13 protein-coding genes are annotated in these 19,926 nt (G+C 26.1%); 2 read left to right on the top strand and 11 right to left on the bottom strand.

Features of this window, described 5'->3' with window-relative positions; translation table 4 throughout:
• Nucleotides 1-51 precede the first annotated feature (51 nt).
• The 11 genes from ACXYRR_RS00565 to ACXYRR_RS00615 form a co-directional block, all read right to left on the bottom strand.
• The gene (locus ACXYRR_RS00565) at nucleotides 52-3,471 is read right to left on the bottom strand and encodes a DEAD/DEAH box helicase family protein (RefSeq protein ID WP_458597277.1); all 3,420 of its coding nucleotides are present in this window, start codon (nucleotides 3,469-3,471) and stop codon (nucleotides 52-54) included.
• Nucleotides 3,471-4,736 (bottom strand): restriction endonuclease subunit S, encoded by a 1,266-nt coding sequence (locus ACXYRR_RS00570; RefSeq protein ID WP_458597278.1) that lies wholly within the window; start codon nucleotides 4,734-4,736, stop codon nucleotides 3,471-3,473. The genes ACXYRR_RS00565 and ACXYRR_RS00570 overlap by 1 nt, the downstream gene beginning before the upstream one ends.
• Nucleotides 4,736-7,369 (bottom strand): type I restriction-modification system subunit M, encoded by a 2,634-nt coding sequence (locus tag ACXYRR_RS00575; RefSeq protein WP_458597279.1) that lies wholly within the window; start codon nucleotides 7,367-7,369, stop codon nucleotides 4,736-4,738. The genes ACXYRR_RS00570 and ACXYRR_RS00575 overlap by 1 nt, the downstream gene beginning before the upstream one ends.
• Nucleotides 7,370-7,589: 220 nt before the next feature.
• Nucleotides 7,590-7,748 carry a hypothetical protein gene (locus tag ACXYRR_RS00580; RefSeq protein ID WP_435130333.1) on the bottom strand — a complete coding sequence of 53 codons (159 nt, stop codon included), beginning with the start codon at nucleotides 7,746-7,748 and terminating at the stop codon, nucleotides 7,590-7,592.
• 143 nt (nucleotides 7,749-7,891) lie between these two features.
• On the bottom strand, nucleotides 7,892-8,581 hold the full coding sequence (locus tag ACXYRR_RS00585) for a hypothetical protein (protein WP_458597280.1): 690 nt from the start codon (nucleotides 8,579-8,581) through the stop codon (nucleotides 7,892-7,894).
• Between the two features lie 90 nt (nucleotides 8,582-8,671).
• Entirely contained in the window at nucleotides 8,672-13,963 is a 5,292-nt protein-coding gene (locus tag ACXYRR_RS00590; RefSeq protein ID WP_458597281.1) for an MGA_1079 family surface serine endopeptidase, read from the bottom strand.
• Nucleotides 13,964-14,137: 174 nt separating this feature from the next.
• Entirely contained in the window at nucleotides 14,138-15,073 is a 936-nt protein-coding gene (locus tag ACXYRR_RS00595; RefSeq protein ID WP_458597282.1) for an MAG1430 family protein, read from the bottom strand.
• A complete protein-coding gene (yihA, locus tag ACXYRR_RS00600) occupies nucleotides 15,073-15,648 on the bottom strand; it encodes a ribosome biogenesis GTP-binding protein YihA/YsxC (protein ID WP_458597283.1) in 576 nt (191 codons plus the stop codon). Before yihA ends, ACXYRR_RS00595 begins: the two co-directional genes overlap by 1 nt.
• A complete protein-coding gene (gene coaD / locus ACXYRR_RS00605) occupies nucleotides 15,641-16,072 on the bottom strand; it encodes a pantetheine-phosphate adenylyltransferase (protein ID WP_458597284.1) in 432 nt (143 codons plus the stop codon). The genes yihA and coaD overlap by 8 nt, the downstream gene beginning before the upstream one ends.
• A complete protein-coding gene (locus ACXYRR_RS00610; protein WP_458597285.1) occupies nucleotides 16,047-17,234 on the bottom strand; it encodes an acetate/propionate family kinase in 1,188 nt (395 codons plus the stop codon). Before ACXYRR_RS00610 ends, coaD begins: the two co-directional genes overlap by 26 nt.
• 61 nt (nucleotides 17,235-17,295) lie before the next feature.
• Complete coding sequence (locus ACXYRR_RS00615) at nucleotides 17,296-17,814, bottom strand: dUTP diphosphatase (RefSeq protein ID WP_435130350.1); 519 nt, start codon at nucleotides 17,812-17,814, stop codon at nucleotides 17,296-17,298.
• Nucleotides 17,815-17,971: 157 nt separating this feature from the next.
• Here ACXYRR_RS00615 and ACXYRR_RS00620 point away from each other — a divergent pair, with 157 nt between their 5' ends.
• On the top strand, nucleotides 17,972-18,802 hold the full coding sequence (locus ACXYRR_RS00620; protein WP_458597286.1) for a hypothetical protein: 831 nt from the start codon (nucleotides 17,972-17,974) through the stop codon (nucleotides 18,800-18,802).
• The gene (locus ACXYRR_RS00625; protein WP_458597287.1) at nucleotides 18,787-19,905 is read left to right on the top strand and encodes a hypothetical protein; all 1,119 of its coding nucleotides are present in this window, start codon (nucleotides 18,787-18,789) and stop codon (nucleotides 19,903-19,905) included. Before ACXYRR_RS00620 ends, ACXYRR_RS00625 begins: the two co-directional genes overlap by 16 nt.
• Nucleotides 19,906-19,926: the final 21 nt, after the last annotated feature.

Consider the following 19,926-nt stretch of genomic DNA (forward strand, 5'->3'; position numbering starts at 1 on the left):
GTAACGAAAAGAACTAAGAAGCAACATACAAAAAACACCCTCTCGGGTGTTTTAACCAATTTTCTTGTTCTTTAAATCTTCACGGAACTGTGCTTGTATATTGTATACCCTAAAGTTTCCTTGCTTGTTTTTTATATATTTTTCAAATTCTGGAGAGTCTATTTTTTTGATATGTTCGTAGATTTTACCCAATCTACCATTTTCGCTTCATCTAGATTCTTCTAGATCTCATAATTCATCAAAGGTAGTTTCAATTTTAGTATCTTTTGATATATGATAAGTATCCTTGAATGCTTGTTTTTTGTCTCTAATTTCTTTGCTTTTAATTGAATTAGCAAGACCTTCTGTTCCTTGCAGTTTAATTATCTCTGTATTAAGAAGTCCACTATCAAACATGTTTTTAATTTTTAAGATTATCCCTTTTGTTTCTGGATCAAGATATGCCAGTGTTTCGTTAAATTTGGATTCTTCGTTTTTTAGATATTTATCATATTCATTTTGTTTTTTGTAATTATGATTAAGGAAGTATTTATCAAAATACTTTCAATCTATAATTTGCTCATATACATTAGCATTTGATGCTCATTCTATATCGGATTCGTTTAATGTTAAATCTTCTGGTTCATTTTTGTTTATTGATGTGCTTTTTAGCACACTACGATCAATTTCTTTAAATCTCAATGATAATTTATCGATATTATTTTTATTGATTATACCTTTTAGCTTATCATAAACATCGACTCTTAAAATTGATAATGCAGTAATGTTTTTTCGCATTTGTGCATAATGTTTGATAAAACTTCTTAATTGAGTTCTTAAAGTTTCATCAGGATTTTTTAAATCAAAAAACGGAACTTGTGCAAAGGTAGGTTCATTTCATTGTGAAAAAATACCAAAAATATGTGCATAATCTTTTTTAACTGCTTCTAATAAAACATCCTCTTTATCATAACTTATATCTTCTTCTTTTACACCTGAATATATTTTAAGAGCATTTTCTAAATTAATTTTCATTATTTCAGGTTGACGGTAGAAGTATATAGAACCAAATGGTTTATCATTATTATCTAAGCGGTTTGTCCGTGACATAGATTGAATAAGTTGTTCGTTTTCTTGGATTTTATCAAAGAAAACAGTATTAATGTATTTTGAATCATAACCAGTAAGCATTTGGTTTACTACAATTAATAAATCCAAAACCACCTTTTTATTCGGATCTCTTTTTTTGAAAATATCAGAAACAACTATTTTAAAATTATCTTTTAAATTGCTGGTTTGAACAAGATTGTTATTTTTATAATCTTGTTCAAACTTTTGATAAATTTCATTCAAAGCTTTTTCTTTGTCGGAATTAAAGTTGAGTTTGTTTTTAATATAGTCTGATATATCTTTAGGATCATTTCAATTGTTTTCTTGGTATTTTGAATTTAACTCATCATTCATCTTTTCTAATTCTTTATCTGTATATTTTGTTTTAGCAACGGCATTGATAAGTTCTTTAAATTCATATATATAGTTTTTAGGTTCCTGGATAAATTTGATAGCGAACTTTTTAATTATTTCGTTATTATTTTGTCCATATACTTGTTCAGAGGAGTCAAGATTGGGATCAAAAAGAGCCGTTACCTTAAATTTCTCAACATAGTTATCATATTTTTTCTTGAGTTTTTGAAAAATTTTAAAATACTCAATAGCATCCTTAATGCTTTTGGTAGCTAAAATAGCAGAGTATTTACGATTACCACTAGTACTGTTTCAATTTTTTAGTATATCATGAGCAACTAACATTTTAAAATATTTGTTATCATAGTAACCTTTATCTTTTAATCATTCTTCAATTGTTAGGGTATCATCTTTATTTTGCAGATTACCTTTATGTTTGATTAAATTTCAAATCTTCACATCCTTTGCAGATATTTCTTTATTTTCAATTAATAATTCTATTTCATTAGCAGAGAATTTTTTATTTGGATTATTTTTATTAGCTACAACACAGTTATAGAAAAACATAGGTAAGTATTTTTGTTTAAAATCGATATAGTGATTGTAAAATCTTAATACATTTCCATCTTCTAATCCATCTTTGATGGTATATTGATGTAGTTGTTTACCAAAAACCTGTTCAGTTGTTAAATCATTTTTTTGATTTACATCTTGAATCGGTGTTCCAGTAAAACCGATAAAGATTCCATTGGTAAATACTTCTTGTATTTTTGCAATCATTTCTCCATAAACACTGCGATGTGCTTCATCGAAGATTAAAGCAATTTTATCTTTATCTGAAAAATAGTTTTTTGTAATTTTTGAGAGTTTTTGAATTGATGTAATAATAATAGTAGCGAACATATTACTTTTTTGCGAAATCTTCTTAAGCTTTCGTTCTAAGTCTAAAATGCTAAGTGCCTTTTTTACTTCGATTTTATCTTCGTCGCTTTTTTTGAATTTTCAGAATTCATCGAAACTCTGTTTGTGTAAATCCATCCGATCAACTACAAAAATAACAGTTGAAACAATTTTTCGCTTCAATAACACTCTTGCTGTTTGAAAACTGGTTAAAGTTTTTCCTGATCCGGTTGTGTGTCAAATAAATCCACATTTATTATCTTTTATTGACTTAATTTTTTCAATTTGGTCCAAAATAGAACGAATAGCATAAAATTGGTAATTACGAGTTATAAACAACTTGTTATCTTTAATAATTGTTCCATTTGAAATAAGATTATGTGCTTCTGGTATTTTAAAGAACAAACTAATTATTTCATCTAGTTGATGAACAATTTGGTTGTTATGATTTTTTCAATATCTAAATGAATTAATATCGAATTCATAAAAATCATCAACTCTTGCTGCATACTCCATATTATTTTCAGTCATTGCAACAATAACTTGTACAAAATTTAATACACCTGTATTAAATACTCCTGCTTTTCCGTAATTAATAAGTTGATGTTTAGCATCTTGAATTCCTGATGCAATTTGCTTCAATTCAAGACAAAATAAAGGTAATCCGTTTATTAATAATAAAACATCAATTCTTTTTCTAACACCTTCGATATTAATTTGTCTAGCAGTTTGATAGATAGTATCTCCACCTCTTATTTCTTTATTACTGAATATTTTAAGGTTAACTGATTCTTTTTTATCCTCTTCTGAAAGTTCTGGATTGGTTCTTTTTATTGATACTGTTTCACCTTGTAAAAAAGCAAAAAAGTCTTTGATTTTATAACTTGATTTAAAGATAATGTTTTTTAATTCATCGAATTCATCATTATCTAAGGGAACATTTTTAAGAGTGGCTTTATTTATTTCGAATAAAATATTTCTTCAGTTTTCTTCTAAGTCTTTAGTTGAAATATTTTCTAGGGTATCCTTAATATTTGAGTTTTGGATTTTTTCGTTATTTCATCCGTAGTTCTTAAGTTTTTGTATTAAAGATTTTTCAAATTCAAGTTCATTATTAAATTTTTCCATTATATAAACATCCTTTCTAATAATTTTTTCTTAATGTTTTTAATTATTTGTAACTGACGCTGATGAAGTGAAAGGACGGAGTCTAGGGAAGTGAAAAGATGAGAGATTTTTTGTTGTTCAGGGAGGCTTGAAGTGATTTTGTGTGTAATATTTTTGACACTTGACCAATTTATATAAATTTGCGTTTTACCTTGTGAATCTCTTATGATTTTATTTCTATTTCTTTTGTAGTTCAGTAGGATGTAAGCAAAACTACTATTTATTTTATCATCTCTAGGTGATAATTTTTGAGTTCTTTGGTTATAAATAAAGGTATCGTCTTTGTCTATTAATAAGCATGAACCTATAATTTTTCCTTCAGGTGTCTTATCATTCATTATCATCGCTAAATCACCTTTTTTTAATATGTATTTAGAACTCTTTTCGTTTAAATCGATTCTCAATCCTTGATCTCTATAAGTAAAATTCTCTGCAAAACTCCCTATACTTATTACTTTATAAGGAGAAAAATTATCAAAATAATCCTCAAGCGATGTTCCACCATATGAATCAAAGAGCGATTCCAGAACCTCCTGTTCTCAAGCGTGAGTAAATTCTGAGAAGCGAATATTGGGAAATTTTGAGTTTTGATCAGGGAACATTTTTGATAGCAAAGTCGACTTAATGTTCATTAAAAAATTATACTTACGCTGATGAAGTGAAAGGATGGAGTCTAAAGAAGTGAAAAGTTGGGAGATTTTTTGTTGTTCAGGGAGAGAAGGTGGAAATGTCAATTGTAAGTTTTTTAAACCCGTTTTGCTTATATTAAATCTAGAAATACCTTGTGCAAGTAACAATACTTTGTCCCTGAAATTTTTACTTCTAAAGTAAAAACCAAAAAACTCTATTATATTTTTAAAATTTTCATTAAATCTAAATCCTGTAGAAAAACTATTTAGATAGGTATTTTCAACATTTTCTAATATAACAGAAGACATCGCAACCTCTTCTGGTGTTTCAGAAGATATAGTAAAAAAAATGTCTCCTTTTTTTACTAAATTTTGTTTTTCATCTTCTTTTGTTGATTTAAGTTCATTCAAATTTATAAATGTATTATTTAGTATATTTAAATAATCTATATATTTTGCATTACCAATTCCAAAATCTTCTTTTGTTTTACCACTCAAACCACTATAAAATTTTCCTAACTCTCCCAAAAGATCCTGTTCTCAAGCGTGAGTAAATTCTTTGAATCGTAAAGAAGGAACAAGAATGTTCTTTGACATTATTTGTTCCCTAGAATTTTAATTAATTCTGAAATACCTTGCATATCTGATTCTTCACCTTTAAGATCAGAAAGAAGTTCAATAAGTTCATTTTCTTTTTGAGCAATTTGGTTATTAATATCACTTAAAGTATCAAAATATTTATCTGAAAGTGTTTCTAGTTTAGAAATTAAGTTATTGATAATTACATTATGTTTTTCAAAAATGATGTCTTCAAAATTATTATTTCATTGTATTTTAATAAGTTCTAAAAATTGTTCTTCACTAATATTTTGTAGGAAGTTAGCAACTGCAGAGAAAAGTTGTTGTTGTCGTTCTTTAAGTTGTTTATTTATTGAAACTTTTTGGTTATTTAAATCATCTGCTTTAAATAATTTATATTCAAATGATTCTTCATCTTGATTTTTATCTGCTTTTTTAAGGTATTTAGAAATTTCTGGGAATTTAAAATCACCAGTTTTACCAAATAATGAATCGTTTTTATCTTCTTCATCAATAGTTTCTAAAATTGAAGAAATTTGTGAATCTAAATTAGAAATTTCTTCATTTAGATCTTTTATTTTGTTATTTAAGTCGACAAAATAATTTTCACTAATAACATCGATATTAATCAAATGACTTTCTAATTTTGAAATCTTTTCATTCTTAGTTGTTTCAATCTCAGTAGTTTCTTCAATTAAGACTTTAAAATCAGCATCAACATATTCATTGATTATATCAATAGTAGGTTTGATATTTTTATGTACATAATCTAGTAAGATTTGGAATAATTCATATTTGTCTAATAATGGAATATCATTAAGTTTTTCAAATACATAATTTGAAATAGCATAATCTAAATCAATATCTTTGATTTTTTTGATGTTATCTACTGATGTAGCAAATGAATTTGTAAGATCTTTAAAATCAGTAACAATTTGCTTAAAGTGTGCTTGGTAATTTTTAACATCTAAATTATCTTTGGTGGCTTCAGAAATCTTTTCCTTAGGTATTAAGTTATAATATGCATCATTTACTTTGGTAGTTAATTGATTAAAGAGAGAATCAAAAGTATTTCAATAATCATTTAGTTGTTTTAATTCTGTTAATGGAATTCCACCAAACATTGAAGCATATAAATCGTAGGTATCTTCTTTTTCAAAGTTATCTATATATCTTGAGATATTTAAATTAAAGTCATTATCCTTGATTTCTTGTAAAGAAACAACCCTTGAAAAGTTAGCAATATCTGTTTTGGCTTTATATGCATCGGTAATCTTTTTAATATGTGAGCTTTCAAGTTTGTTATTTTTACCATCTTTGATAAATAATTTGGACGCATCGATGAATTGGATGTTTGAATCTGATTTGTTTTTCTTTAAAATCATTATGATGGTAGCAATACCGGTTCCAAAAAAGATGTTAGCAGGTAACCCTATAATAGTTTCAATTTTTTGATTTTCAATTAATTTTCTGCGGATTTCTTTTTCACTACCCCCTCTAAATAATACTCCATGAGGTAATACGATAGCCATAACCCCATTGGTAGCAAGGTGATAAAGTTCGTGTAATAAGAAAGCATAATCTGCTTTAGATTTAGGTGCTAAACCGTATTCGTTATAACGAGGATCGTTTTCTTTTCCTTCTGGGCGCCAGTGTTGTGAGTAAGGCGGATTTGATACAACTGCATCTACAGAAATAATATTCCCACCATTTTCAATAGTAGGTCAATCTTCTTCGAGTGTATCACCGTTACGAACATTAATATCAGCTGAATTAATGTTCTTCATTATTAAATTCATCCGAGTTAGGTTAAAAGTCGCTTTGGTAATTTCTTGAGCATAATATGTTACAGAATTTTCATCTTTACCATACTTTTTAAATGCTTCTCCGATGTTTAAAAGCAGCGAACCAGATCCAGATGTAGGATCATATATACTAATTCTGTCGCGATCTTTAAAGTTATATGAAATTATATCCGACATTAAAATTGAAACTTCATGTGGTGTATAAAACTCCCCCCCCTTCTTTCCGGCAGTTGAAGCGAATTTACCGATTAAAAACTCATATACATAACCTAAAACATCATAGTTTTGTTTTGTTACCGGGATTTCATTCATTTGTTCCATTAACTTTTTAGCATTTTTGGTTTGTTCTTGTTTGTTACTTCCAAGATTATTTAAATCCTCAGGTGTTGTAATGATAATATCTCTAAATAGATTTTGATATTTATAATCTTGATAAATATTTTTGTTAAATCTATTGAAAGCATCTTCCATATTATTGATGCTAAAGTCGATTTGTTGACCATATTTATTTGTGGTTCATACTTGATATAAGTCGTTATAAAAAATAAAGTAACCTAAATATCTTTTAATTTCATCAATTTGTGTTTCGATTTCATCAGTTTCCTTTTTAGGTAATCCTAATAAGTTATAATTTGACTGTAATTTTGAGATTTCTTCAATTGATAAACCCAAATCATTTAACATATAATCAATTTGTTTTTGTGAAAGGAAACTGTAAAATAAAAATGATAAGATAAAGTCCTTGTATTTATATGCTTCAAGGTTTTTTCTTAATTCATTTGCTGCATTTCATATTTTATTTGCTAGTTCTTGTTTGCTTAAAGTTTTAAAATATTTATTTGACATTTTGCTCCTTAATTTCTGATATTAATATAATTATATAGAATAATGACTAAAGACCTTATTATTTCTGGGTTTTTTTAATCATTTTATAGTTTATTTGACTTTGGGCAAATTATGCAGTTTAATCAGTTGATTTTTTTGCATGATTAGTTTTTGAATTAAAATGCTGTGAAACATTTTAGATTTTGTTTAAAAATAAACCTGTTCAATGCACAGAACAGGTTTACATTTTAGCGAGCATTTTCATTATTCTATCCACTTCTTCTCATTGTCCTATGTCTTTAAGTCATTGATCTGTTGGATAATCTCTTAAGTATTTTGCTCTTTTTTTAATATCTTCTATAGTAAGTTTACCTTTATTTATAATCATAAATCTCTCCATTTAAAATTTATATATATTTTACATTAATTTACATTAATTTTCAGAATTATTCTTAATTTTATTTATTTTGTAATAATCTCGGTATTATTTGAAATTACAATGTTCTTCTTTATTCAATTACGTATTTCTGTTTTTGTCCTTTCTTATCTTTCTTTTACTGGTAAATTTTCATATTTCAATCGTATTTCTTCAATGCACTTTTTCAAATAATCTGCATCAGTTAAATCTGTTATACTGTTATTTAGATTCTTATAATCATTTATAACATCTTTATAATTTCTGTTTTGAAGTTTATATACGAAGCAATAAACTACTCTTTCATTTTTTAATTTATAGATATTAATTTTCTTTGATGTGCTTAATTTGAAGTAAAAACCACAAAAACGGACTAAGTTTATCAAAAAGAAATATGCAAATCTTTTGTTACCGTTAATAAGTTTGTGACATTCTAATAACGAAATAAATAATTTAGAAAAAAAGTCAAATATATCATTTATACCATATTCACAATGACGTAGTAAGTAATAAATATGTGTATCATCTGCATTAATATATTTAAAATCTTCTACTTCTTCAGATCAATTATTTTGAAGAAGTTCGAAAGTATTGATAACCGTCTCGGTTATTAATTGATGAAGTAACTCAAAATCATTCGTATCAGAGAAGTCAATTTTATTATAAGATATTGAGCATTTATTTACTTTTGCTTTATATTTTTTTCTAAAATAATATTCATCATTTAATTTAAACACAGATGAACTTAGGTATTTATCTAAAAATTTATCAAAATTTTCTTCTTCTTTTTTAGTTATATAAATTTCTAATTCATTCATAACTTTATTATACATTTTTTAACTAACTGTTTTTTACTTATTTAGTTCTTTTTTTGGTATTCTTTGAGTTATAACAATTTATTATATCAATTATTTTATTTCCTTTAAAAATCAAGGTATTGCATACTTATCAGGATTAATAGAATTTAATCTAAATATCTGTGAAGCAAATGAATGTGTGTTAGGTAGAGCAAGTGGATTTTGCCTATTTCAGTTAATACCCATATAATTAAGATTATATGCATCCAAATATTGATGACGTGTAAAATCAAAACCACCTCCAGCATTTAACAATCCCATCATAATATCACCTGCTAAGTAGTTTCCAGCACCGGAGTGTCCTGATTCGGAAAGTAAAGGCAAGAAATTAGTTTGCATTGCTACATCGAATTGGTTAGTATCTGTTGAACGTGTGATGCGATGCATTAAATAACCAAATTCCTTTTGTCCAGGTCATCCCATCATCGCTGTATCAAATTGCATATCATATGGAGCAGTGGTATATTGTCATTTAAAATCAAATTTTGCACTCGGTATTTTGAATCATTTTTCAAAGAAAATCACTTTATCAATTTGTCCTAATCTGCGAGCTTGCTGAATAATAGGATTGATATCCAAAATCATAATTGATTCATCGAAGAAATCACCAGGTTTTTGTTTTCCATCATTTTGGATCTGATTTACACCTGATCAAATAAAATCTATTGGTTGACTACCTACTGAGTAATTTGGAGTATTTCTTGAGTATCGATACCCAACAGTAACATTTGAGTAGTTATCAAATTGTCCAGAACGGTATCCGTTTTGTCAACCTGGAACAGGTTGTCATATTGGAATAATCAAATATGGTGAGTTAATTCGTCTTGGTAAGTTTTCACCACTGAATTCAGCAAAATTATTTACTCTTTCAACATGTCAGTTGGTGGCAAAGTAAAATCTACCATCATTAGGATCATCGTTAACTTTTGCTAACATTGATGCACTTCCGATATGTTTAGCACCGTTTGCTGTATATAAAAATGATCTAAAAATTGTATTATTAATAAGAGGATCATTAATATATTTTTTGGTTCTAATGTAATCAAAATTCATTTTGTATCCATCGTGAAGCTTATATACTACATTGATGTTGGGATTGTATGTATCTGTATCAAATAGATATTGCGGTTTAGTATATATAACTAATGGGGTAGAGTATGAAGAAAGCTCGGTATTAGTATAATCAAATTCATTTGTTATTTGTCCAAAGTCTTCCGATGCTGAATCAGATTTATATTTGATTTTAACTCTTGCTCCATAGTTATTTATAATAAATGGTTGTTTCGGATTAAAATTACTGTTCTCATCAAATTTTATATCTCTGTTTTGATCGACTACAATATCTGTATTATTATCAGTTCAAATTTGATAAATAACACCTTGTTTTGCATCTCAATGCACTTGAACATTAATTTTTACTGTATATTCAGAATGATTAAAATCATATCTAAAATTTAATCGTTTTGCATCGATTAATTTATTTAAATCAAAATTTATATCAAAACCACTTATAGAAGTATTTTTGGCCAAAATACCACCATATATATGAGTTAAAACTTGATTATTTTTATTCTGAGGGTTCAATAAGGTTTTTTCTAGATATTTACGTTTTAAGATTCAGCCTGCAATTTTGGAGTTAGCATCATAGTTTCAAATCGCATCCTGTCAATATGGCTCAATTACTCTTGTTCTTTCTATTTGGTTTGGTTGATGATAAATTTCTTGTAATTTATCAGAACCAAAAGTTAATTTATCAAGCGATTCAACATCCGATGTATTTTTAAATCCTGTTATTTTATATCATACATTTGCTGTAACTAGTTGATTATCGATATTGGTATAACCTAGTTTTATATATGCAGTATCATTTTTATATCCTCCGATAGCAACAATTTTATATTGATTTTCTGGGAAAAGATAATTATTATATAAAAAGTTATGATCATCTCTGTTTGATGTAACTTTTATATATTCATTTAGTTGATCAAGATGATTAGCAAAGTATTTTGCTGAATTTTTAGCTATTTCTTTCTGGTTTATTTGTAAGTTGCTATGTTGGATGTTGTTTAAAATAATATTTGGATAATGAACTTGTTTATAATCGTTAACAAGATTAATAAGATGATATTCTTTAAAATTAGAATATCTTTTATTTGAATCAAATTTATTGATGAATCCGAGCTTAAATTTCAAACCACGTTTTCCTTCTAATTTGAAATCGTAAAAGTAGATAAAGTAGTTTAATATTAATGTTTTTCGTTGCTCATTATCAAGTGGATTGACAGGATTATCAGTTGGATTTATATTAGTTTGATAAGGAACATAAAGTTGATCATCTAAGTTAGTTGCTTTGTTATCTACCCCATTTGAAATATTGATGAAATAATTAGCTTTTTTGAAAACATTTGCAGCAATAAAATCCTTAGCATCAAAAAGATTAAATTTCGGACCATTGGTATGTTTTCCATCATTTTTACGAATGCTAAAATTAGTTTCATTTAACTTATCAATTATTGCTTGATGGTTAGCATCAATTGAAGTGTATCCTGTAAAATCTGAATCTGTCATATTATTACCTGATTTGGGTAGAATATCTTCAAAATCAAGCAATTTGAAATAAGGAAATTCCCTTTCTCAATTTTTTAGTTGTTCGTTTGATACATTTGCTTCGACACCATCGATACTATAAGAAAATTGTAATAATGCTTCACCTTTTCGTAGGTTTTTAACCTTTGAACTTTTTACTATCATTTGGTATCTACCGAATTTTGGTAAATCATATGATTCGTCAAATGCTTTTTTAGCTTCTGATGCTAAATACTGAGAGTGTCCTCAATTTCTTCCGTCTTTTATTTTAAGCAAGTTATAAAAAGTTACATTTCCATCTTTTTTGTTTAATAAATCCAGCATAGCCTGTAAATTTATTGCATCAGAATTACTTGGATTTTGAGAAAAAAGAATTGTAGAATCAGTTGATAATTCTGAAGTTTTGATAATTTGTCTATCAAAAAGTACATCAAATTTAAAATATAACTTAGAATTTTCGTATTTTATAAATTGACTAATATCAAATTTAAAGAATTTGCCAACACCACTTGTTTTCGGTTTAAAATACTTTTTTTTATCTTGCAATGATAAGTTTTGTCATTGTTGAAGTGTAAGTTTTTTAAGATTGAAATAATCAACTTGGTAGAATTGATCTAAATTATTTAAAGTAATTTCATTAATAATCGGGTTCACATCTTTGCTAAATGTTATTTCTTTATCAATGGTTGTAAAGAAACTTGGATCATTTTTTAAGAATGCTTTTAAATGAATAATCAAAGTATTCTTGTCATTGTTTTTAAGTTCAAAACTTACTGGTTGATAATCTAAAAACTCTGTGTTAAAGTTATTCAAATAAAATTTTGCATTATTTTTATTTATGGATGCTGAATATAGGTAATTATTTAATTCATATCTTTTTGCATCATCAGAAAGTTCTATATGATCGTTTCCTTGTGCTTGTGTATTTAATTTAGAATCAAAGTCATTTTGATTAAAAACACCTGCTGTCCTTAAAGTTTGATCAATTAGTTGTTTAAATTTATTGAGGGTATTAATAGATTCTTGTATATTTGTATAGTCAAAATCCTGAAATTTATCTGTTATAAAATTATAAATTTTATTAGCATTTAAAGTAATATCTGAGTGTAAAAAATCCCATAAAGCATTGGTATCTATTTGTTTTTTATCTCGTTTATTCTTATATGCTTGATATGCATCTTTTGCACTATTAAATGATGTTATAAAATTTCATAAATTATTTTTATAATTATTATAAGATGTTCCATCCGATAAAAAATATATTTTAGTAGCATTATAGTTATAAAAACCTTGTGGTGCTTGAATTTTTGATATTTGTGTTAGTAATGCCTTTTTATCATCTTCTATGTTTTTATCATTTTGTTTTATTTTATTCCGTACTTTTGTGAATTGATTCAGTGTTATCACTTGTGATAACTCATTTAATAATTCATCTCTTTGAAAATCATCAATATACTTATCATTTGTAATTTTTTCTTTTAATTCTTTTATTCTGTCTTTTAATTCACTTGGAATCAAATCTTTATCTGTTATATATTTTTTTAATTTATCAGTTTGAGCATCTAAATCATTGTCTAATTTTTCAAATTCATTGTATCTAGGTATAGAACTTATGAACAAATCGATGTCATCGTTGATTTTTTGTAACAAAGTGTTTTGTGAATTTTTAAAATATTGATCTTGCATGGTTTTTATAAAATTAATTTTATCATTAAGGGTTTTTGCTTCAGTTAAAAATTCATTATTTGGATCATTTCTAAATTTTATGTAGAATGTATATCTATTGTTATAAAAGAATTCAAAAACACTAGAATTAATTACTTCATCTGAATCATTCAATGCATTAACCTTATGAAGGTAGGATTTATATGAATTTTCTTGTAAACTGAAAAACTCCACTTTTCCTGTTTGTAATTTACGGATACTTTTGATTTTTTCCAATAAATTATCAGTTGTTTTTAGATCAAAAAAGTTCTCAAATTCACCTTGATTTAAATATTTATCTAGCGACTTTATTTCGCTTTCAAGTTCGTTATCAAAAGAATATATAGCATTTGCAGTGTTTTCATATGTTTGTGTAATTATTTGATTGTATAATTGAGTTATATATCGTAGATTATCATAAAAATTATGGTTTATTGAATTTAAATGTGGTACATAATTATTTTTGTTTAACAAAAATAATTTAAGTTTATCGAAAATTGGATTAACTTGATTCAACATAGATGAATTATTTTCAAAAATATCCTTAATATTACTTCTATATTCAGGACCTTTATCATCTAAAACTATATTTTGGATGTTATTAATTTTTTGTTTTAACTGATTCAAAAATAAATCAATATCACTAAAACCATTATTTAAAAATGATTTGGTTTCTGTCAATAGCGATGCTCATTCTTCGTAATTTTGTTTATTAGAATCGAATTCATTTAATTGTAAGACAAGGTTATTTAGTAATTTAGATTTTGACACAACTTCTTCATCACTAAGATCTTGATTGATTAGTCAATTCCTAACATTTGACATTAATTTATTATATGAATTGCTTTTAATGTTATTAAGATTTATGTTGATAAAATTTTGCATTTGTAAATCTTTGTTAGGTTGTTCAGGGGTTGTATTATCTGTTGTATTCGGGTCCTCAGGATCATTTGGGGTGTTAGTTTTTAAACTTTCTTTAAATTGTCCACAAGAAACAGTGGTTAATGTTACAGTTGAAAGTAACATAGTAGTGAATCATTTTTTGAATTTCATATACTCCTTTTTTAAATTTTCAAATGTGTGTATTAATATTTTATAAAATTTAATCTAAAATCTATGTAAAAAGTAGATTTTTTTAAGATTTTCATGATTACATAAGCATCAATATAATGTCTTGATATGAAAAATGAAAAAGTTTTTATAATGAAAAATAAACCTCATAAAGGTTTATTTTTCAAGGGAAATTTGAACATCAATTTCTTTAGAAATTTGATCATAAACTTGTGAATCATCTAATTTATTAACTTTTGCTCAATTGATAATAGGATGTGTTATAAATTTAATATTTAACTTATCCTTGTCAAAATCTAGAGTTGTCTTTTGATAATCAATTTCAAGTTTATTTTTATTTATATTAAGCAGCGAATTAATGAAATTAGTTTTCTTGGTTAAATCATCTTTGTCTGCTTCGTATTTTTGCTTTATATCTTCTGAAGTTTTAGCGTTTTTATAGATATCAGAATCTTTGTTAAGGGATGGAGTTAAATACATCAGTTGATCAATATCAGTAAGTTGTATTTGTTTAAAACCTTTAATTTGATAAAGTGTTCTATATGTTTTTGGATCTTTATTTTTAGCATTTGGGATAAAGGTAATTTGTAAATATAAAATTCCATCCTTGTCATTTGCAAAGGAATAAAAATTTAAGTTATAACCTTCACTTTCACTGTTTGATTCTCTTTTGCCATCACTAGTATTTTTGATGTCTAAAAAAACATTTAATGGAACATTTGAATGGTTTAATGCATAAAAATCTAATGTATTAAGTTGTTTTTGATCTAAAGTTGTTTTAGGTAGTAATTGATCTGATCAGTAATTGTTATCTATCACAGTTGTTCCTGTACGATACAAAGGATTTGTAGCATATTTGCTTGCTAATTCAGATGACATTTTCTTTTGTAATTCTTTACCTGGTTTAAATCCAAAATCTCAACTTGCATAATTTTTATATTTAACATTATTGCTAATTGTTGCATCTTTAATAACATCAGATGATGATGTATCCTTATTTTTATTTAAACTTGCAACTGTAATACCTGCTACAAAAGCAGTGGTTGAAGCAACACCTAAACAAGAAAGAAGTAGAATCTTAACTTTTTTCATTAAACCTCCAATGTTTCATTAATACTTAATAATAAATTATCAATCCCATAATTATTTTCTGAAGAAACAATGTAATATTTATTAAAATTATATTGCTGCATTTCACTTTTGATGTTCTTTAATAACTTACTTTTTCCCTTTTGATTCAGCTTATCTGCTTTGGTATATACAGGTATAAAAGGTAAGTTAATTGAATATAAAAATTCTACCACATTTTTATCATTTTGTGTCATAGAGTGACGACTGTCGATTAATAAATATACACATCTTAAATTTTTACGATTAATTAAATAATCTTCAATCATTTGCATCATTTGCATTTGTTGAGTTTTTGAAACTTTTGCATAACCATAACCAGGTAAATCAACAAATACTGCACCTTTATTATTTTCAAAGAAGTTAAGTAGTTGTGTTCGACCTGGTGTTTTAGAAACCCTTGCTAATTTTTTATTATTAACTAGTGCATTAATTAAACTACTTTTACCAACATTAGAGCGTCCTCAGAATGCGATTTCATAATTTGAATGCTCATATCAGTTGCTTTTATTAGTAGCCGATTTGATAAATTTAAACATTTTTTGCTCTTTCTAATGCAGATGAGTATTGTAGGTAGTCTTCATCAGGGATAATTAATATGGTTTCTAATTGAGAATTAAGCAGTTTGTTTCCAGAAGCTAAATCAATTTCGTATGCATAATCAGTTTGATTACGTGCTGAGCGAACCAAGTATTTAACATTAAGTTTTTTTGCAAATTCAGCAGTAAGCATATTTTGATTTTCTAAAACCTTGACATTATCAAGAAATTTAGTTTTTTCTTTCAAAATAGCAGTATTAGTTTTAAAATCGTTACTAGGTTTATCTGGGTTTTGACTTACTACAACATAAATATGGTCAAATAGATCTGCTGCTTTACGAATTATATCCAAATGTCCCTTGTGTATAGGGTTAAAAGATCCAGCATACAATGCTGAATTAATTTTTATAGATTGCTTTGGCATTACGTGCAATCACCAATTCTTCGTTTGTTCTAATTACATAAACTTTAACTTCTGAATCAGGTGTAGAAATTAATTGATAATCACCGATTGAACCTTCATTTAATGTTTTATCTAACTTAATCTTCTTAAAGAAAAGTCTATCAACTATATCTTGTCGAGTTGCTGCTGAGTTTTCACCAACTCCTGCTGTAAATACTAGTGCATCAAGGTGATAACCAATCTTATTTGCATAAATAGCAGTGTAATCCGCAATTTTTTGAGCATATAAATCAAGAGCAAATCTTGCTTGTGGATTTGAATCTGCTGCATTACGAACATCGCGCATATCAGATGAAACACCTGATACACCTAATAAACCACTTTTTTTGTTCAATAAATCAGTGAATGCATTAATATCCATTTGAGTTTGCTTAAGGACAAATTGGTGAATAGATGGATCGATATCACCACTACGAGTTCCCATCATAATTCCTGCTAATGGAGTAAGTCCCATTGAAGTATCAATTGATTTCGAATCTTTAACTGCAGCTAAACTCGCTCCATTTCCAAGGTGTAAATTAACAAAAGAAACAGTTTTTTGTCCTAGAATTTCAGCAAGTTTTTCAGTAATAAATTGATGTGAAATACCATGCATACCATATTTTTTGATATTAAATTTGCTTGCTAAATCATGTGGTATAGCATATGTATAATTAACTTTTTCAATACTTTGGTGAAATGCTGTATCAAAATCTGCACTTAATTTAGCATCTGGAAAAACTTTCTTAAAACCTTGCATCGCTTGCACAGCACCTGGATTATGTAATGGTGCATAAATTGCACATTCTGAAATTAAATCAATTTCTTTTTGTGTAATTTTGGTTGTAGAAGCAAAATAATCTCCACCATGTACTACTCTAAATCCGATAAATTCAATTTCTGCTTTATCTTCAATTAATTTGATTTGTTGCATTAATTTATATACTTCTTCAACTGCAACTTCATGATTTGGCATCACAACATCTATTTCGTGTTTTTGTCCATTAAATTTGATGGTTATATTACCTTTAGGTAAGGTGATTCGTTCAGCAAGCCCACTCGCGATTAACTTTAAAGTATCCTTATCAAAAAGGCTTAGTTTAATTGAACTACTACCTGCATTAATAACTAAAATCTTTTTCATTATATCTCCTAATTATTTTATATTTTACCAAAAATATTGGTAATAATCATTATTATTTAAATTAATAATTGCTATATAAGCGTTTAAAATTCTTCTGATTTTTATAAAAATATGCCTGAATCATTTGTCCATATGTAAAACCAAGCATTACAAAACTCCCTAATGCAATTTCAAAAACCTTTGTGATTTGAGTCTTCAAACTCTGTATATCAGCATTATTGGCCATTTGCATAATTTTACCAATGCCTATAAAAAGTTGTTGAAACTGTTGATTGATATCATCTGAAATTTGTCTCGGTTTTATAAATGGATTTACATCATAAGCATAAGCAAGGTTGATTAAAAAGTGTAATAAGTCCGCAAATTCTTCAGTAACATTTCTTAAATTAACATTTTTGTTAATTTTCCAATATTTGAAACTTTGTACTTCGTTTACAAATTCACCTGCTTCAATCATTAAAGCTAAGGTTTTTTGGGTTAAAACATCTGATTTAGTGAGTTCAGGATGGTTAAGTTGCTGCTTTTGCTCTATTTTTTGATCCAGTTTCTTTTGTAATTGAAATAATAATGATAAATCCATGAATATATTTTAATACAATTTTTATTTTTGTTTATTAATCATTTTTTTGTTTCTCATATTATTTTCATAATTAAAATGATTTAATATTTGTTTTAAATTTATTTTCAAAATATTAAAAGATTTTTTATATAATAAATATATATAAAAAGGAGAGAAAATGATTGTTTATCCATTACAAGAAAAAATTAATAATGCAAAGATGCTAACATCTGATGAAGAAAATATTAAATTACGAATTACTGAAGCAATATTAAAAAATAAAGAAAAAGATTTTGCAAAGCAATATAATGATTCAGATGTAGAAGACATCTTAGAAGGTCTTTTTAAGATAGCTAAACAAAAACAGACAAACCCGTTAAAAACTGTACGTGAAATTATAGAATCTAAAAGATATACAAATAATGAAAGATCAATTGATTGAGTAAATTTACAAGGGTTTTATAATATAACTTATAATATTTCGAATGAATATAAAAATAAATTTATTATTAATAGTTATATAAGCGAATATCAATGAAAGAGTCTATATTCATCATTTCGTTCATATGTTTATAATGTTATTTCATATAGAAATTTTATGCAAAATATTATAAGCAAGGTTGCTGCATTTATTTCAGAAAATTTAAATAGAGCTTCCGATTCATTTGATGCATTTATAGAAGCTTCCGATAGTTTGCCATCGCAATTAGCTGCACCAGTAAAATTCGCTTATGCATTGTCACAGGTGATAAAAGAAATTTCACAAATAAAAATACCTAGCGAAAGTGTAAAAGCATATGCAGAAGTCATTGATCAAATGTTTCAAAAAAGAGTATCAATGAATTTAATTTCTGATGTATTAATGAAATTGTATAATAAATCATCTGAGGTCCACTGAATTTATAAAATTTCAATTTCTTATTGAATATATCATAATGAAGCATATAGATTATCTGTGTTAGCAAATAGATATTGAAGTGAAGCAGAAACTAAATGAATAAATTCATAGCATCCTCTAATAAAAATACAATACTTTATAAATTTAAGATAAGGTATGATGTACACTCTTATATGTTTTATTATATAATTTTGATAATCTTATCGCTTTTATATATAGCATCATTAGTTAATGTTGGATTATTTATATATTTAGATATTTTTTATGGTGTCGGTTGAGTTATGTTAGGAATTTCAATAATTTTTCTATATTTATTAGCAAGATTTTTATCTAAATTTTTATTTATTTATATGTATAGACATAATCTAAGGCTGTATGCTTCTTATGCATTGCAAGTGTATATGATTCTTAGATTAAAATTTGGGACTTTTAAAAAATTATTAATTGATGAAAAACAAAAAATAATTTTAAAAGTTGCAAGAATACTAAATAAATATGGTTTGGTTTCTGATGAAGTTTCGGGATTACAAATATTAAATATACAAATAAATAAAAATAATTTAATTTTTTATAAAACAGATTCAAAAGTCAATGATATTAACATAAATGATGTATTAAAACCAAAAATAATTTATCAACTAAATCAAAATGAAATTAAAATAACTATAAATAAAGAGATATTATTTAAAAACTATATTCAGAAGAAAAATGTTTATAGAATATCATGTGAATTTTATTTAATGGATAGCATCTTTAATATGATAAAAAATATTAATAATAAAGATTTTAATTATTATCTTAATATAATGCAACAGATTGATAAAACTTGATTTATAACAACTAATGCAAAGTTAGTTTCTATTTACTTAGATGTAATACTAAAAAATTTAATAGAAGGCAATTTTGAGCATATTACATATGATTATAAGCAATTGAATTTCTATAAAGAAGCATTCAAAGAAGTAAAAATAAATTTATCTGATGAAGAAGTTGTTACATGGGATTTATGAAGTATTCTTTATTATTTGCATAATGATATAAATGTAAAGGCTATGTTAAAGATTGTAAGAGAAAATAGTTATTCGGATATAAAGGATACACAAGAAATAAACCTAAATAATTTTTTCTTACAGATCAAAGATGAAGAAATATTAAAGAAGATAAAACAAATACAATTTAGTCGTAAAAAATATCTAGCTAAAATAGACACATAACTTATTTATCAATAAAAAAGA

The organism is Mycoplasma sp. 246B (genome assembly GCF_054353935.1).